This is a genomic window from Paenibacillus sp. 276b (genome assembly GCF_900107875.1).
Taxonomy (GTDB): Bacteria; Bacillota; Bacilli; order Paenibacillales; family Paenibacillaceae; genus Paenibacillus; species Paenibacillus marchantiae.
Genome location: NZ_FNRR01000001.1, coordinates 1,420,367 through 1,438,291, shown reverse-complemented (window position 1 = coordinate 1,438,291; position 17,925 = coordinate 1,420,367). Strand labels below are relative to the sequence as shown.

12 protein-coding genes are annotated in these 17,925 nt (G+C 45.1%); 4 read left to right on the top strand and 8 right to left on the bottom strand.

Features of this window, described 5'->3' with window-relative positions:
- Positions 1–29: 29 nt before the first annotated feature.
- The 7 genes from BLV50_RS06175 to BLV50_RS06145 form a co-directional block, all read right to left on the bottom strand.
- Complete coding sequence (locus BLV50_RS06175) at positions 30–2,540, bottom strand: WG repeat-containing protein (RefSeq protein WP_090806484.1); 2,511 nt, start codon at positions 2,538–2,540, stop codon at positions 30–32.
- A gap of 180 nt (positions 2,541–2,720) precedes the next feature.
- Positions 2,721–2,999: a hypothetical protein gene (locus BLV50_RS06170; protein ID WP_139295615.1), complete on the bottom strand. Its 279-nt coding sequence runs from the start codon at positions 2,997–2,999 to the stop codon at positions 2,721–2,723.
- Positions 2,986–4,716, bottom strand: coding sequence for a hypothetical protein (locus BLV50_RS06165; RefSeq protein ID WP_090806481.1), 1,731 nt, complete (start codon positions 4,714–4,716; stop codon positions 2,986–2,988). The genes BLV50_RS06170 and BLV50_RS06165 overlap by 14 nt, the downstream gene beginning before the upstream one ends.
- Before the next feature lie 4 nt (positions 4,717–4,720).
- Positions 4,721–8,236, bottom strand: a complete 3,516-nt coding sequence (locus BLV50_RS06160; RefSeq protein ID WP_090806479.1) for a DUF4132 domain-containing protein — start codon at positions 8,234–8,236, stop codon at positions 4,721–4,723.
- Positions 8,237–8,284: 48 nt separating this feature from the next.
- Positions 8,285–9,436 (bottom strand): VWA domain-containing protein, encoded by a 1,152-nt coding sequence (locus tag BLV50_RS06155; protein ID WP_256337929.1) that lies wholly within the window; start codon positions 9,434–9,436, stop codon positions 8,285–8,287.
- Between the two features lie 23 nt (positions 9,437–9,459).
- Complete coding sequence (locus BLV50_RS06150) at positions 9,460–11,862, bottom strand: DUF5682 family protein (protein WP_090806475.1); 2,403 nt, start codon at positions 11,860–11,862, stop codon at positions 9,460–9,462.
- Positions 11,850–12,950, bottom strand: a complete 1,101-nt coding sequence (locus BLV50_RS06145) for an ATP-binding protein (RefSeq protein ID WP_090806473.1) — start codon at positions 12,948–12,950, stop codon at positions 11,850–11,852. Before BLV50_RS06145 ends, BLV50_RS06150 begins: the two co-directional genes overlap by 13 nt.
- Before the next feature lie 572 nt (positions 12,951–13,522).
- Between BLV50_RS06145 and BLV50_RS06140 the strand changes: the two genes are divergently transcribed.
- The 4 genes from BLV50_RS06140 (at position 13,523) to BLV50_RS06125 (ending at position 16,982) form a co-directional block, all read left to right on the top strand.
- Positions 13,523–14,713, top strand: coding sequence for a cytochrome P450 family protein (locus BLV50_RS06140; RefSeq protein ID WP_063563868.1), 1,191 nt, complete (start codon positions 13,523–13,525; stop codon positions 14,711–14,713).
- 39 nt (positions 14,714–14,752) lie between these two features.
- Entirely contained in the window at positions 14,753–15,097 is a 345-nt protein-coding gene (locus BLV50_RS06135; RefSeq protein ID WP_063563869.1) for a ribosomal L7/L12 family protein, read from the top strand.
- 172 nt (positions 15,098–15,269) lie between these two features.
- Positions 15,270–15,554 carry an ArsR/SmtB family transcription factor gene (locus BLV50_RS06130; protein WP_063563870.1) on the top strand — a complete coding sequence of 95 codons (285 nt, stop codon included), beginning with the start codon at positions 15,270–15,272 and terminating at the stop codon, positions 15,552–15,554.
- Between the two features lie 246 nt (positions 15,555–15,800).
- Positions 15,801–16,982, top strand: coding sequence for an MFS transporter (locus tag BLV50_RS06125; RefSeq protein WP_090806471.1), 1,182 nt, complete (start codon positions 15,801–15,803; stop codon positions 16,980–16,982).
- Positions 16,983–17,085: 103 nt separating this feature from the next.
- Here the strand turns inward: BLV50_RS06125 and BLV50_RS06120 are convergent, their stop codons facing one another.
- On the bottom strand, positions 17,086–17,841 hold the full coding sequence (locus BLV50_RS06120) for an SDR family NAD(P)-dependent oxidoreductase (protein WP_063563872.1): 756 nt from the start codon (positions 17,839–17,841) through the stop codon (positions 17,086–17,088).
- Positions 17,842–17,925: the final 84 nt, after the last annotated feature.

The window sequence follows — 17,925 nt, the reverse complement described above, 5'->3', positions numbered from 1 at the left end:
GCATTAGGTTACGGGGTGACATGGATTGGTTACGGCTGCTCGTGAAAAGCTTTCCAGAATGAACCCTCTGTATTAATGATATCCTTGATCTGCGTAAAAGGAATTGTAAATGTCGGAAATCCCGCGACATAAGGAGCGATTTCATAAGGGATAAAATATAGATGCAGTGCATCCGCTGTGACAAAAAAAGGCTGATCCGGGCTGATTCCCTCATACGTGTCCGGAAAAACATAAGAGTACTGCGGATCATTCTTGATCTGATCTCCTACGATTTTGCTAAGTACCTTCACATAATCACTGTTCGGTTTAAACAAATCCTTGAGTTCATACATCTGACCACTGCTCAGATTAATGATCGCATAGATCATCGTTGGCATGCCGTGTGCTGCACCAGCCGGGTAGTTATAACCCGTAAGTTTGAGTTGAAGCAATTGCTGTTGGTAGAACGTAATATCAAAATCCCCTGTATACGTGTAATCCAGCTTCTGATCCGCGGGGATTGGCTTCACTTGGGAAAGTGCCTTTAACTTGGCGTTTACTGCAAGCTGAACGGCTTGATCGGTTAACCCTTCCACCTGCGGATAATACACGAGGTAATCGGGGTTTGGCTTATATTTCTCTTCCCGTACACGATATGGCGGGTGAAGCGGAACGATTGTATTTTGCCGCCAAATGATCTGCCCGTTTCGGTTTACATAGGATACGCGCTGGTCCACATACGCCTTGATCAGATCGGGAGCTACCAATTCGAGTGTGCCCGAGCCTTCAACACGGGGGTATCCTGATGCGGGTTGCCCATTTAGATCCAGAAAGAACGTTAGTGTTCCATTTGTGGCTGAAGCCAGCCCTCCCTTGTAATTCGATACATCCGTATATACAAAATCCGAAAGTTTCCTACCATTGACATCTGCAATTGCATAGACCGATCCGATAAAAGACTGTTTCGGATCAATCGCTTGCCCCAGGGCCAGCCGATGTTCACCCAGGTCTCGAATGTCATTGTAAGCGGGTTGGATGGTAAATATGCCCTGTGTATTAATAACGCCATAGATGGAGTTGTAATCCTTCGCTGTATTCACAATAGCGTATCCACCACTGAACGGAAATGCCGAGGTGAAGCTCGGCTGAATTCGGACATGACCACTTTCGTCGATATAACCGTATTTACCCGATGCTTCTTTCTGAAAAGGAAGTAATCCGTCACCCAGAGTTCCTACATAGGCATATGGATACATCGCCAGCCGCTGACCATTTCGATTAATTAACGCATATTCATTTTCTTTGATCTGCACAACGGCCTTGCCATCATGAAAATCGTTCGCTGAAGCGAACTGCGCCCGAATGACCTCATTTCCAGAGGTGTCCAAATAACCGTAACGACTGACTTCCCCTCCTGCCTGACTGCTGTCTGAAAGGTAAAATAGCGCTCGGCCGTCCTTCACATCGGCAATAAACGGATATGCCCGTTTGGTCAATACTGCGCCTTGTTCATCAATCATCTTGAACCCTTGGGAATCAATGACAATGGCCCGACCTTCTGTAAAAGAATTAATGGAATCGTATACAGGTTGAACGACAAATTGACCGTTAAGATTGATGATGCCAGTCTTCCCGTCTTTTACGACGACAGCCAGGCCATTTCGTTGAAAGTCTTGGGCATCGTCAAGTATCGGTTCAAGACGAATACGACCTTGGGCGTCCATATAACCCCACCGGGTTCCAGTTGTTGTTCTAACCGATATCGGAAATAACCACGTCGTTTCACGCGGTCCCTCTGTGCCCATGGCTTGCCTAATCTTCTTTTCCAGATCAAGCAGAACTTCCCGTGAAGGGTAGGGGTCACTGAAACTTAGCGCTTTTTGGACCGAAACGAGTGCAGCAGGAAATAATCCGGCTTTATACTGAGCGTCCGCAAGATAATACCAATAGAAAATATAATCTGGATGTTGTTCGGCCAATTGTTCGTAATACTGTACGACCTTAGGGAAGTAATACGGATATACATCTGTTGCGGGAACCCATTTACCATTCTGCCAGCGGATGATCTCGACCCGATAAGCTTCACCTGTATCATGAATCCAGAGTGCAATTTCTACTTTGCCATCTCTGCCGTGGTGACCCGGCATATCAATGATTTCCGCATGGCTGTAATACAAATCTTCTGGCGCCTGATCTGTCAGTCCTGATTCCGTCCAATCGTATACAGCGAGCTTCGACCAGATCGCACCGATCTGCCATCCGACAATGAGATTGTTCCGCGCCGTGGATGTCACCGATGCCGCTGTCAGCAAGGTAACACCATAACCCAAGCCTTTCGTCAAAGACATCTTGATCCAGTGACCCTGGTAAAATTTTAGAACTAGCAGCATCAATTCTCCGCCCTGCTCATATACAGCAGCAATTTCCGGCATTCCGTCTCCGGTTAAATCTGAAGCATAAATGGCCGGATGTTTGACCGGTTTATCAATGGTGACGACAGTCGCGTCAGCCGGGATATGTTGATTGACAATTTGCGTTAACAGAGGTTCGCTCATGGACATGCCTGTTTCCTCCTTAAGACAGCATTCGCCTAATGGTATGGGTATGCATCATAAGCGGGGATATGACATCTCAGCGAATATAACCGTTAACTTTGGAGGTTCAAAAACCTAATTTACTCAAATGAAATAAAAAGAATTGCAGAGGCTCATGCTTCTGCAATTCTTTATGTGTAAATCCGTTCAGGATGATTCCTGAGTGCTGAGCTGTACATACTGTGTGAGGCGGCAATAATGAAGCAACATAAGCTCCTCATCGCCGCTCCCCAAAGCGGTTTTTCGTCCCTCTTCGATCATGTGTTCCAATATTTCACGAAGGAAAGTCATTTGGAACCTCGAGGTCTTCACGATTAGCTGTTCCAATACTTCAATATCTTTCAGTGTGAATTGGGATAACCCGCGAAGCAACAGCTCTTCTGACCAGCTGCTGATCTTCTGCATCAACTGACTATAGTCTTCCAATTCTCCCCGTCCTTCCATAACCCGTATCCAGTTTCAGACTGATCACTGTTGGACCCTTCAGGAAGCTGATCGGGTATATCCGTTGTTGCTCTATACGCACGAAAGCATAAAAGTTTTCGAGTGTTCCTGTTCCATAACCCGACTCCAACCTTTTGATCATGGTCTCCCATTCCGTTGAATAAGGAAGAGTCAGATCCAACGTCTCCCCATGGTCACTCTCCATCGTTAGAATAAAGTCCTGTGATTGCTTATTGAAGCGATGCTCTACAACCCGGGCAACCTTGATCATCGCCAGTCGTTCTTTCGGAACGGAAAACAACTCAAATGAGCGTGCATCCCCAGCGAGTACGGAGGGTATATCTTGCATATACTTGCCCAGATTCACCTCTTCCACTGATGTTCGTGGCAACAGTGTAAGCTTTGCGCCTTCCCCGGAGGAGAGTCTATACTCTTCATTTACTTTCACCGAGCGAAACTGCACCTCTTCCCCGGAAAATTGACGAAAAGTCAGATTGGGCAGCCATGGAGTGAAGGAACCATAATGCTCTGTATATGAGAACTGATTATCTTCATAGTATACCGCCCGCACATCGCTGTACGTATAGATCTCCGCATCATCAAAGCAATAGAAATAATAAGTGATTCCACGGTAACCGGAGCGTGTCTCCCATGCATCAGCACCCAATCCATACAGATGCAGCTCTGGAACCGTATAGTATTTACTTCGGAAACTGCCAATGAGCTGACTTTGTTTGAATGCAGATACCTTCTCTTGTTCAAGCACCTGTAATGCAAGATACAACTTGCTTACCCGATCAAGCATCGATTGCATGGAAAACCGTACGTGTCGGTTAAAAAACAATTGCAGTTCCCCCTGAATCCCGCGTAAACTCCGCTCAACGTCAGGAAGATGACCACTATGGGCCGCAATCGCCAGTGTCTCCAATTGAGCCATATACGATTGTGGTAGACGAGCAAGTCCCGTCTTTAGCAGACCTGTCAGCATGGAACGACATTCCCGCACCGTTTGAAGTGAAAACGTGGCATCATGGACTCTTCCACTTATGGCTTCCGTATCATTCAAACCTTGTTGCATCCGATACCGTAATAATGCTTCAAGCTTGGCCATATTGCCGGCAGTTTGTTTTACTTTGCACAGGGCCTTAGCCAGACTAGCTTCTTCTGTAAACGAAACCTCTATTTCTTGTTTCACTAGACGCACCGTTAGAAGAGTATCTTCCAATACTTCAATCTGCTCCGGATATCTTAATCGGAACAGAACCTCCTCAATTAAGGAAGAGCTATACGACTTAATCAAAGGAGCAAGATCCGATTCCACCATCCAGCGGAAGCGGGACTCCGTTACCAGACCAGACTCAGGTTCCAACTCTGCTGATGACGCTGCTTCACCCTGATTGAATGTATCTTCTGTCTGATGTTCCCGTTGATAATACAAAATCGAAATCAGTATATGTTTGCAAATGTTGTCTGCCGGACAGGAGCACTCCCAATGATCCAGCGTATTTTCAAGTGTACAATGTGTACCATCACTCAACTGACAACCCACAGAGGCTTCGTTCCAAGTGTATTGCACAGTCACGCCAATATCCAACTCTTTCAGAGACCGTTTGTACAACCCTTTGTTGGCATGTCGAATCAAATAATCCTCTGTACACAGCTTCGAAAATATCCGGAATTTCTGTTCAAATCCACTCACGTGATCAACGTCCTGACGCTCTTAAAATATCATAGATCGTCTCACTGAACACACGACCTGCAATTTCACCCAAAGCAATGGACTTGTGATCGCTATAATAATAGTGTTTCTGACTGCCAGGTTTAAAGAAGTGCAGAGATTCCAGCGTGATATCTTCCAATCCTTCATAATATGAAATGCTGGTACCACTGAAGCGCAGTTCTGCGACAAGATCTCCATACTCTTTGTAAAATTCATGATACCAGCCGCCATCCTGTGCTGGACCTTTGATCCATCCGTATTTCTCCAGTGCTTTGGGGAATGCGGTGGGAGAGAAATCAGACTCCGGCAAGCGGTCATATTCAACCTTGTTTTTGTCTTCATCCTCAGGCACATGAATTTGACGATTCAGCTGTTCAAACGGCTGCTTGATCTCATAATCTTCCAGCTGCGTTTTCCATCCTTCGAGTGTAGATTGGTCCAGTTCGAGTGGATGAATCAATCCCACTAGAGATCCCGAAGGCAGCTCGTATTCATCCTCATCGACGGTATTAAACGTGCCATCCTCCATATAACGGAACGTTGTGACCAACATACCATCTTCATATGTGCCCCATATCAGACCTACAGCAAATTTCTGCATAATTACATTCTGTACAAACAATGTTTCCCACTCCTCAGCAGACCACAGACGTTGTTTAGACAAAGATTCTTCCAGACGTTGCGCCTGGATGTTAACCATTGTTTTGAGATCCTTCTTCAATTGTGTGAAACGCGCCTTAGATTGTGCTGCAAGTTCAGCATCGTCTTTCTGTGCAGGAGCAGGTAGACTCTTCACAGATTTACCCGTTTCTTCATTTACAACAACGACTTGCAGATCTCCATTCACTTTAATCAGGAATGAACGCTCCCCGTAGCTCAGCTGCATCGTTCCATTCTTATCAAAACCAAGTGTGGTGACGAGTCGATCTTCCAATTGTTCCGAGGAGAGTCCCAAATTTTCCGCTGCCAGCTGCAACGCTTCTTCAGCCGCACCCTTAACCTGGCGGTTTTTCACACTGCGTTTAATCTTGTCAATCGCCATAAGAGCAGAAGGTTCCTTAAGATAGGCCAGTACTTTTACAGCATCAGCTGCAATGGCGCCTCGGCTGTTTTCTGTCCATTCCTTAATTTGGGGAGCCAATATATTCACAATTTGAGTATCGCCAAAGAGTGCCGAGAGGTACATTACCCACTTCTCCTTCGCAGAGGCACTCTCCTGAATCCATAACTGTAGCAGCTCGCTCGCAAACCTTGCGAGCGATTCCTGGCTTACATACTCACGTAGTTCATTCAGTCTTTCGTTCGGCGCAGATGTATGATCTATTGATTGCACCAAGATATATTGCTTGATTCGATCATCTAATGGTTGATTGTCCTCTGAACGTATCAGAGAAGGAAGATCGTTCAAGGACAACCAGCTTAGTCTGGTCAGCTTTTTGGCATCTGCCTGATCTGCAAGCGCCGCATGAGCATACTCTGGGCTTTGATCCGCGGTATCCAGCAGAATTTGAATCAGGTTCTTCCATTCGGCAGACTTCTCACCCTTCAGAAGCTCAAGGTATATATCCTTGCTATGATCCAAACTGCGGATGGCGCTCAGAGCCATTTCTTTCACACCCGTTTTTTTCTCCGAACGGTATATTGCCGTATATAACTCCTGGTCAGGAATCCGATTGAATTCAGATAACGCCACGCCATTTGCCTTTTTGGATGAATCCTGCAATCCAGCACGAATCGCTTCAGCTACCTGTTTAGTCGATAGCTCGTGACGTTGTTCAAAGGTGATTTCCAAAATTAAGATACGCGTGTCCGTGGGCAGTTTCTTGTACTGTCCCAGAGCAAAGTCCAGATTTTGCTGAATGATCCGTCGATATTCATCCTGAGGCATCGATTTGTACTTATAATCGGTCATACCGTTGAGAGAAATCAGACTGGACAGCAATTTCTCTTGTTTTACCTCTGGATCTTGGCCGTAAAGTTCCAACAGCTTCTCACCGCTAAACGCGTAAGATTGATACATATCAGAAACGATATCCAGTGTCCACTCGGGATACGTGGTTAGAATCACGAACCGACGCATCGCCTCCGAATTCAAAGGCAGGAAACTAATACTGATCAAGTTATGAACACGCCTTTTGTCACGATTCAGGTTATTAAACAGTCCTCGACTATTCGGATCTTCCCAGTATTCTTCAAAGGAGCTTTCACCGTTCAAATATCGTGCAATCGCAAGTCCCTGTCTGCCTCCATCTAATGGATGTCGTAGAGCGCTGAATACGGCTTGTTCAACCGTTTCATCCACATCTGGCACTGTGATTCCATGATCCTCCAGCACTTTTTGAATACACAATTTGAGGAATGGGGGTTTTAATATGTGGTATGCACGAATTGCTTGTTCCGGATCATTCACAATCGTTGATTGCAGAAATTGCCATGGTATGGTGTACGATTCGAGTTCATTACGCAACATTTCGATGAGCTGATATGGCTCGTCCAGGGGCACCAGCCCTGACAGCAATTCGTTGGCATTTTTCGTTCTTGTATCCATACTTAACAAATAGCGCCGAACTTCAAGTGGATAGATCTCATGTAATTGGTTTATGGCTTCGAGCAAAATAAGACCGGTCTCACTATTGTTTTCAAGGAAACGTTGTTTGCCGCCACTGATGTTAACCAAATATAACAAAGCATTACTCAAAAGGATCATCGTCTTGTCGAACTCACTGTAAGACAGTTGCTCCTTTTTGGAAAGAGAAGTGTTCGAATAGTTCTCAGCTATAACCTGATTATGCTTCTCCCGGAGAAATTCATCATTTAATTCATATGCAGATTTGTTATGTTTTGTTTGAAAATTGCAAACCACCAGTGGCTCAATCAATGTACGCAATTCGTTCCGCAGCTTACTTGTATCATGGGTCATCACGTGTTGAAATAATGCAGGCAGAGATTGAGTGAACTGTTGTACCTGGGCAAGATGAGAAGGGCTATCATTGAGATCTGAATAGAGTCGAAGGAGTATCATTCCATTGATTACATCATGGAAATTCCCCTTCAGTCTGCTCTTTAATTCATCCAAAATTTCCTTCTCTCCAGCATAGCGATTGATTTTCTCCAAACGGGACAGCAAACCGCCCATCCGATCATTGGTTTTGCTCTTTCCACTCAGTCCATAAGCTTCCGAGTCGTTTCCAAGGCAGAGCGTAAAACCATCGGTTCTCCACGAATTTCTTCTGGAATAATTGGATTCCATATGAATTACAATGGCTCCCGCTCGAAAAAAGATGTCTCCGTCATCTTTTTTGGCAATTTTCATGAGTACTTCTATCGTCTGGTACGCATAATGGCTGGAACCTCCCATCATATCAGGAAACTTATCCGTCGTTCCCATCACATAATCAATGATTTCCGAACTCCGGTCCGTTTTCAACGAATATTCATTGGAACACACCTCTGCAAACTTCTCCACCAAAGCTTCTACTGCACGGTCTGCGGTTAACATTACACATTCCTCCTTGAATAAGTTTATAAATGATCTTGTATATAACCATTAAGTAATAATTTCGCCAATCCAGTCTGCCAATTCATTGGGCGTAATCGCAGCTACATGTGCACCCATATTGGATAACGTCTGCGCAGCATGTTTGTTGTACACGGTATCTCCGTTAAAATCGAGTGCGGTCAGCACAAGCAATTTGCAGCCCGTATCCAGAATATCCTTACATGCTTTATACATGTGCTGGATCGGGTAACCTTCCTCTAAATCACTAACAAGAATGTATATCGTTTTCCCAGGATTTTCGATTAACGTTTCACCATAACGGAGTGCCTTGGTAATATGCGTTCCCCCGCCAAGTTGCACATTCATAAGCACATCTACCGGATCTTCCAGCCTGTCACTCAAATCGACAACCTGTGTGTCAAAAATGAACAATTTCGTTCGCAGTGCATTCAGGCGATAGAAAATGCTGGCCATCACCGAACTGTATATCACTGAATCCAACATGCTTCCGCTCTCATCCACACCAATGATGATGTCCCACTTGTTGTGAGACTGGATATTCCCGTCAAAATATAGACGATCAATTACAAATCTTCGATTGTTTTTATCATAGTTCTTCAAGTTCTTGGTAATCGTCTGCTTGAAATTCAAATTGCGCAAGGAACGCACCGAACTGGATGCATAACGGCTGCGTTTCCCCATAATGCTTGCTCTGGTCTGAGATTCCAGTTTGCGTCGCAGATCTTCAACCACGACTCGTACGATTTCCTTGGCGCTCTTTAATACGTCGCCTTTCATTCGTCCTTTAAATTGCATAATGTTCTTGAGTAGGTTCATATTGGGTTCGAGGGATTCCAGCAGCTTTTTGTCCGTTAACAATTCCGTTAGGCCATAACGGTCAAGCGCCTGTTTCTCCAGAATTTCTACCGTTGATTTCGGGAACAGTTCCCTGACCTTATGCAACCATTTGGGAACGGTTAGATCCGAGGGGCCCCTTCCTCCTCCTTTTCTGTAACCCTGCTCTTCACCGTATTCGCGATTATACAGATATCCGAGAATCTCATCGACTTCGGTATATTTAAAATCATCAGGGGAGTAGTCATCTGCATTGGACAGTCCTTCTTCGGAGGATTCACCTAGAATAAGGCGCCAACGGTTTAAGGTTTCTGCCCGGTTCAGCTCTGCATTGTCTTTCACCATTTCCTTGGTTGTATTGAGCTCATTCAGATCAGCTTCCATGCGTCAAACTCCTTCCGAAGGGCTTCATCCCATGTTTTCGTCTGGATCAGCAATCGCTCGTCAACGGAAGGCCATGACATCTCTTCGTTCTCTACCTGATGCAAGCTCGCAACCCGATCCGCAATCAGGCCTGTCTCCATTGGTGTGAAGTAAGTAAACGCCAAACGAAGTTCAGGGATCATACGAATAAACTCTTCATAATCAAGCTGCTCGATCATATAGTTCAATTCTGATAAAAGCTGATCTTCATATAAAAATGCGTCCCGTGCTACAGAGAACACGCCCTGTAGATAAAGTGCAGTCTGTCGGGTCTGTTCCTGCGATCCCCGGATGTATGCACGTGCTCGACCCACGATCTCTTCTCTATACCTGTCGCCAAGTCCTGAAGATATGGCAATACATACCCCCTCCAGCTGTGCCGGAAGCTGGCTGTCTGACAGAAGTTCATCCAGGTGTGCCCGGAATGGTTCATCCTGGAAATGCTCTTCGGACGATTCAGCCAGCATGGCAAGCAGCTTCAGTCCCTGGACAATCGCTTCATGTTCATCCGGATTCGTTCTTGAGAGCTGCATCAGTTTGTCCACGGCATTGTTATAGGCTTCGGACACGAGATTAAGGAGCTGCTGTTCCTTAGTCAACCCAAGAAGTCTGCGATGCTGCTGAATTCGATTCAAAATATGCAGACTTCCGCACAACGACAAGAAATTCCCATCCTTTCGGAGCGCTGACTTCACTTGTTCATACAGCTTCATTGCGGTATCCTGCAGGCCCATGAGCAGAGCCTGAAGCATGGATTTGGCGAGGTCACCGCTGTGATGATCCGGTATTCCCTGCATTTCCTCTTCCATCTTGCGCGTAGCGGCTTCCCGAATTGTGCCTCCATAGAGCGAGTTTTCGATTAATCGAGCCTCAATTCTGGATGAATAGGTATATACCCACGTCTCCCGAACAAGGTTCATGTCGCGCTGTGCAATCCAATCCGGGCCCGATTGTCGCTTCGCGAAATCCGGAACGAGATAGATCATACATTGAAACAATTGACTTTGCCGACGATGATCTGGTTTGGCATATAAATCAAGTATTTTCTTATGTTGGCCTGTAGTACGAATTTGAAGTTTTGATTCTGTACAACGTTCTTTGAAATCCTCAACGATCGGAATACTGAATGGGTTGGGAGCCACTTTTCCGATGACATCTCCGGTTAGCAATCTGTGCAGTTCTTGTATTGGTTTGTCTGAAGCTAACGTAAGTTCACCCTTAACAAAGGAAGAAAGTGTTGCATCCATCAGCTCATAGACTCCGCCTTCCCTTTTTCCTCTCAGTCCTGCGAGGCCCTGAACCATACTGTACGCCTCAATAGCATCGCTGGTTGATACATGTTCATGTCCTTCCCTCAGCTTGCGGGTTAGTCGTGATAACAAGTCCAAAGCGGTCAAATTATACACGGAGCTCTTTTGCCGGAGCAGCTGGATCCAGATCTGTTCGTAATAATTCACGTAAGGCATGCCGCTTGCATACCCATTCAGCCGATCCGCTTCGGCAAACGTGTAGACCATGGGATACATCTGCTGATGCACCGAATTCTGAGCCTTCGTATGCTTTTGCAACGTCATCTCTTCTGAGTCCGTCCCATGATTCTCGGGTATCAGCAGTCCATACGTATGAAATCCGCCAGTGATAACAAGCACACGTTCATGCTCTTGCCCAGCCTGTTTAATACGACTTCTCATATGAGCTTCTCTTGCCAAATCACCTGTACTGTGCAAGCGCTCCGCTGAATAACACATCCGGGATAAGGTACAGTACGTGAATACATCCTGTACAAATGCCTGTGTTGACTTCTCCAGACCACCAATCTCAAATACGTTCTCCCACAATTCATCGAAACTTCGGCAGTTTGTTTTCTGACATAAACGGTGGATAAACTCAGACCCTGCGAGCAAAGTCTCGTCTTGAATGGACCTCTCCCGCTGTTCTGCCTTGTTGGGCTTAGAGAAATGATGATAATCCAGGTCAATAAAAGTTGCAGGGATGCTCAGCCGAGCTGCTTCTTTCAGCGCTACATATTCAGGAGAGTAACGAAGCATCGGATAATAACAGGCCGCTCTCTCCTCTTCACTCTCATAGGTGTAGTAAAGACTAACAGGAGGTATGGTCGCCTCATCAGCCAGAACTTGAAGTAATGGATTGCCGCTCTCAGGTCCTTCGATAAGAATGATGCCCGGCTTGTATTCTTCAATCAATCGCAGCAAATGATAGGAACAGGCTGGACTATGATGGCGTATGGGAAAATAAAGCGTTCCGTTGTTCAGGTTATACACCTGGGACTCAAATAGCGTCTTTAACTGGGCAACATCCAGATCCGCTTTTCCTCTTAACCGATCCATTTCTTTTCCTCGTAGTAATCCTTCCAAATTCCCTCTTCTCTGGACCGCTCCTTCACGACCTTGGAGAAGTAGGTTTTGAGGATGGACAGATCCTTGTCACTTTCTTTCGCTATCGTCCCCAACATGTTTTGCACCAGCCGATCCAATGCGATTCCCTTGTTTTCGTAATAATAGGAAGTCATTGCACTCTGTACATAAACAGATACGGCTTCAGCCGTACTCATGGACGCTTGGGGCGTATCCAACTTGTAACCTTCCCGCGTCATTCCTGTGCGAAGCTCCATAAATGTCGTGGCCAGCAATTCAACCACATCCGAATTAATCTCGGTGTCTATTTTGCTATGTAGTAATAGGTTTCGCGCCTGGGATTCAATAATTTTGGCTTCCATTTTCACACTGCTAATCGGTTTGATCGTCTCAAAATTGAAACGGCGCTTCAGCGCACCACTCATTTCATTGACGCCCTTATCACGAATGTTCGCCGTAGCGATCACGTTAAACCCCGGTTTGGCAAACAGCACACCACCATCCAGCTCAGGTATACTCATCACCTTGTCACTAAGAATACTGATCAGGCTGTCCTGTGCTTCAGCGGGGCAACGTGTAATCTCCTCAAAACGAGTAAGAATTCCTTTCTTCATTCCGTTATACAAAGGTGAGGGCACAAGTGCGGCTTCGGACGGGCCCTTATCCAGCAGCATGGCATAATTCCAGGAATATTTAATCATGTCTTCGGTTGTACCTGCCGTACCCTGAATTGTGTTTAGGCTGGTACCTGAAATGGCTGCGGTTAGCAATTCACTGAGCATGGTCTTGGCTGTCCCAGGCTCCCCTACCAGCATCAAGCCACGATTGCCTGCCAGTGTCACTACTGCACGTTCAATGAGCACATCGTTGCCATAAAATTTTCTCGTAATCGTAATCTCTTCTCCATCCAATATGGCTGGCTTATCCCTGCCAATAATAAAATCACGCACATATGTAGGGGACAGCAGCCAGTTTGGAGGGCGTTTTCCCGTATCTTCTTCTCGCAGTGCCCTTAATTCTGTCTCATATAGTGTCTCGGCGGGCGGCTTAAGCATCTCCATCGTCAAGGTTTCTCCTCTCGCATAAACAGATCGTATGTTCTTATTAAGCTTTATCTTATCACAGCAGCCTTTGAACGAACGTAGAAAACGCCAAAAATGGTTGAAACGTCCTTCTTATCGGCATTCTTCCTGAGCCAATGGACATAGTTCGTAGCATAATTGTGAATTACTTATATCGCTGCATTATGGCGACTGCATTCAAAACTAAGTTGAATCCACGTTGTTGTAGTAGAAAACTTCATATTATAGGCCATACGACCCTAAAGTTCATTAAACACCTCGTAATATGGTTCAAGCAGCTTAAGTCCAATCGCACAAAAAAAAACACAGCCAAGTAATCTGTGTCTTTACTTCATTTCTTTTTGATTTTATTCCTTATTCCATGTGATATTCTATCTAAAATAAGTAGGCCTTCCATACCACAATTGTTAGTCAAAAACAAGGTTTCAATCGCTCCAATATTGAATATATAGATGGTGCAGGCTTTTCGTATGAAGCCACCGAAATTAACATATGATCCCTTAGATAAGATGCGTAACATTACGAGCTTTTGATGAGAGGAGATTAACCATTTGAGTACTAATGAAACTTCACAGCCTGAGTTCTTCACCCGAGAATTTACACAGAACCCTTACCCCGTATATGAAAAGTTGAGACAGAATGATCCCATTTACAGAATCCTGTTCCCTCATGGTGATTTCGGTTGGATTATTAGCCGATATGAGGATGCAGTCGAAGTATTAAAAGACAACCGTTTCAGTAAGGATGTAGTCAAACGTTATGGACCCGATCAACAAAATATATTCGTGCATAACATGCTTTTTTCCGATCCACCTGATCATCGCCGGTTACGTGGACTCGTACAGAAGGCTTTTACTCCCAGATTGATTGAGGGCATGAGAAGCCATATTCAAGATATTGCTGACGATCTTCTGGATAATCTCAATTCTCAGGATAAGATGAATCTGATTGATGAGTTTGCTTTTCCATTACCGATCATTGTGATCAGCGAGATCCTGGGCGTACCTCTTGAAGATCAGGACAAATTCCGTCTATGGTCCAATTCCATTATCGATGCGACAAGTGCGGAGCATTCCGAAGTGTTTGAGAAGCATGCCCAGGAGTTCATTGATTACCTGAATAATTGGTTTGCCAAAGTACGTGAGCAGCCGGGTGACGATCTGATCAGTCAGCTCGTTGTAGCAGAAGAATCAGGAGAACAACTCACTGAAAAGGAACTGCTTGGTGTTGTCGCTCTGCTGATCATCGCCGGGCACGAAACAACTGTCAATCTGATCGGTAATGGTGTACTTGCCCTTTTGGAGCATCCGGAACAACGCGACCTGCTGATCAAGCAGCCTGAGTTAATCCATAATGCTGTAGAAGAAATGCTGCGTTATAACGGACCGGTTGAGTTCAGCACATCCCGCTGGGCATCCGAGGACATTGAATTTCATGGACATCACATCGCTGAAGGCGAAATTGTTATTGTAGCGCTGGATTCAGCCAATCGGGATGAAGCGAAATTTAAGGATGCCGATGTTTTTGATATCACTCGCGAGAAGAGCGCACATTTGGCCTTTGGCAAAGGCATTCACCTCTGTCTGGGAGCCCCTCTCGCGCGACTGGAAGGCGAGATTGCCATTAATACGCTGCTTCGCCGCTTTCCTGATATGCAGCTGCAGACGGATGTTAATGAACTTGAATGGAGACCCGGCATGATTGTTCGAGGTGTTAAGGAGATCCCGGTACAGCTTAAATAGTTATGTATTTGAAGCAAGGAAAGCGAGGCACCTGACTGCATGGAAATAAACACCATTGTTTTAGTCGTTTTTTTATTTCTTATTCTTATCTTATTAGTTCGCGTCATCAGCTTGCAGACCCAGTTGAATGAATTGAAAAGGGATGTTGAACGTCTGGAAAATGGTTCAGGCAGTACCGCACACTCCCCTCTCAGTTATAACGATTCTGCAATGAACGTATCTCCACTTCCACCGGCACAGGCTGACCTGACTGAACTTGATAAAGAATTGCAGGCACTTGCACAACAGGGCAAGAAAATAATTGCAATCAAAAAGGCTCGTGAGGCGAGAAACCTGTCATTGAAAGATGCCAAAGATTATGTTGAGTCTCTTGAACGCCTGTAATAAGTGAGTTTAGATGGGCTTCCCAACTCCCCGCAAAGGTTTTTGCTTTCAGTTGATTCATGTTCAACTGGAAACAACGATCTTTGCGGGGAGTTTACTTTTTTCAAAAGACATGATAAAGTTATTTCAATATTTATAGAAATAAGAAATAAAGACGAAAGGACCGATTTTGATGCAATCCAATCCGATTGATACTGAACAGGCTGTGAAAATTCACAAAGCTCTTGGAGAACAAACGCGATATAAAATCATTCAGATCCTTTCGGGTGAAAGCAATCTCTGCCCAGCTGATTTAGAGAATCGGCTTGTAACCGTGGCGCTCTCCACTTTATCTCATCACCTGAAACAACTTTCCGATTGTGGTTTGTTGACCTCACAAAAGAAAGGTACGTATATTTACTACAGTCTGAATACGGACACTGTACAGAGATTCGTTCCATATCTGTTGGAGAAGTAAAACTTTTGTTTTATATTTCCATAATACTAGTAATATAAAATCATTATATTGGTAATGCTACCTTGTCCGCTGAGCCTCATCGTAGTCGTATAAATACCCTTTTGCCTTAACATCCGGTACATTTGATAGATTAAGTACTCGCTTTGCCTCATTGGTAGATTAGTTATTTCTTAATCCTGTTCTCTCGTCTTTATTTCTATATTTCTAAAAATATAATAATTATAATCAGAAAGAGGTTATATACTCATGTCTAACACATGGAAAATCTATGTCCTAGCCTTGGTCAGCTTTCTTGTAGGGACCTCCGAATATGTCATTGCGGGCATTCTGGATCGGATCTCGGACACCATGAATATATCGTTGATTGCTGCGGGACAGCTGATCACAATCTTTTCACTCATTTATGCACTCGGTACGCCCATCATTATCGCTTTAACATCCCGCATGGATCGACGAAAGCTGCTGCTCTACTTTCTGGGACTTTTTGTCGTTGGTAATGTCTTGGCCTACCTGTTACCTGGATATGGACTCTTTATCGCTGCACGTGTCCTCATGGCGCTGGGAGCCGGAGTCGTCGTTGTAACAGCCTTGACAGTCGCTGCCAAAATAGCGCCCTCAGGCAAACAGGCCAGCTCTATCGCAACGGTCATTACGGGGTTTACCGCATCCCTGATCGTGGGAGTTCCATTGGGAAGAATGGTTGCTGCAGCTTGGGATTGGAAACTTATTTTTGCAGGTATCGCGATTTTGGGTGTGATTGCCATGATTGTTATTGCATCTACGATCCCGCCATCTGAAGGCGAAGCACCCGTTCCTTTGAAAAAACAATTAGCGCTCCTCAAACAACCTCGTATTGGATTTGCGCTACTTGTCAGCTTTTTCTGGTTAGGAGGCTATTCTATTGCGTATACCTACATTTCACCCTACTTGGTATCTGTTGCAGGCATGAGCGAAACGTTGTTAAGTTCCGCTTTGCTGGCTTTTGGAATCGCAAGTCTGATTGGTTCCAAATCTGGAGGATACAGCGCCGATCGTATGGGAGTAAAGCGAACACTTATCCTGGGAATGGCCTTGCATGTCGTAAGTATGCTGATGCTGAACATCACGGCTCATTCAGGTGTGGCCATCTTCATTGTGTTGATTCTATGGTCCTTCTCCGCCTGGTCTTCCGGCCCAACACAGCAATATAATCTGGTTACAATGGCTCCAGAATCGTCCGGGATTATGTTAAGTCTGAACAGTTCAGTTATGCAACTAGCCATGGCTGCTGGTGCAGGTATTGGGGGAATCGCCGTCAGCTCAGTATCATTGTCATCCATCACCTGGATTGGAGCTGCAGGAGTGCTAATTGCAATGATCATCATCATTCTTGCCTATCGTCCGGCAATGGCCACAACAGCACAGAGCGAATCTTCCAATGTGGCATGATGGAGCTTAAGCTTAAGCTCAAGAATAAAAATGATAACACGCAAAAAGAGAGGCGCTGTAACATTACAGTTGCCTCTCTTTCTTATTCAGTCTAATTGAAGACTTATTGTGCAGTTACAGCACCATCAATCGGATAAACAGCGCCATTAATATACGGAGCTTCGTCTCCTAGCAGGAAGGATACCAGATTGGCAATCTCTTCAGGCTTACCGAGACGACCGGACGGAATGCTGTCAAGGGTCGCTTTGAATACTTCAGGATTATCCTTCCCGAACTGAACCACCATTGGAGTTTCAATCGTACCTGGGGCAATGGCATTCACGCGAATGTTTTCTTTACCATACTCAATGGCCGCTGTACGTGTTAGTCCAACTACGCCATGCTTCGTCGCTGCATATGGTGCAACTGCTTGAACACCCACAATACCTGCTGTAGATGCCGTATTGACGATGGAACCACCACCAGTTTTGAGCATTTCGGTAATCACATACTTCAATCCGTAAAATACACTTCTCAGGTTAATATCAATGATTTGGTCAAACTGCTCGATAGTATGCTCAATTAGTTTGATACCAGGACCAGCGATCCCGGCATTATTGAAGAACATGTCGATTCGGCCGAATTCCTCGATCGTTTTGTTAACATAATTCTCTACCTCGTTCGCCTTGCTTACATCCGTTTGTACAAAAATGGCTTTACCGCCCAGCTTCTCAATCTGTTTTACAGTTTCCTGACCCGTCTCTGCCACGAGATCAACGACCACAATAGATGCGCCCTTCTCTGCCAGTTTTAGTGCAGTCGCTTGGCCCAATCCACTTCCTGCTCCAGTGATAATTGCTACTTTTCCTTTGTGACTCATTTGGATCTCCTCCATGTGTGTTCGTCATCTGTCATCGGATCTATTAATTCGATATGAAGCGTTCTTGCATCGGAATGCAACATA

Coding starts and splice junctions, on each gene's coding strand:
- BLV50_RS06175 (WP_090806484.1), bottom strand. CDS start 2,540: ATGTCCATGAGCGAACCTCTGTTAACGCAAATTGTCAATCAACATATC.
- BLV50_RS06160 (WP_090806479.1), bottom strand. CDS start 8,236: ATGTTAACCGCAGACCGTGCAGTAGAAGCTTTGGTGGAGAAGTTTGCA.
- BLV50_RS06155 (WP_256337929.1), bottom strand. CDS start 9,436: ATGGTGAAAGACAATGCAGAGCTGAACCGGGCAGAAACCTTAAACCGT.
- BLV50_RS06150 (WP_090806475.1), bottom strand. CDS start 11,862: ATGGATCGGTTAAGAGGAAAAGCGGATCTGGATGTTGCCCAGTTAAAG.
- BLV50_RS06145 (WP_090806473.1), bottom strand. CDS start 12,950: ATGGAGATGCTTAAGCCGCCCGCCGAGACACTATATGAGACAGAATTA.
- BLV50_RS06135 (WP_063563869.1), top strand. CDS start 14,753: ATGGAAATAAACACCATTGTTTTAGTCGTTTTTTTATTTCTTATTCTT.
- BLV50_RS06130 (WP_063563870.1), top strand. CDS start 15,270: ATGCAATCCAATCCGATTGATACTGAACAGGCTGTGAAAATTCACAAA.
- BLV50_RS06125 (WP_090806471.1), top strand. CDS start 15,801: ATGTCTAACACATGGAAAATCTATGTCCTAGCCTTGGTCAGCTTTCTT.
- BLV50_RS06120 (WP_063563872.1), bottom strand. CDS start 17,841: ATGAGTCACAAAGGAAAAGTAGCAATTATCACTGGAGCAGGAAGTGGA.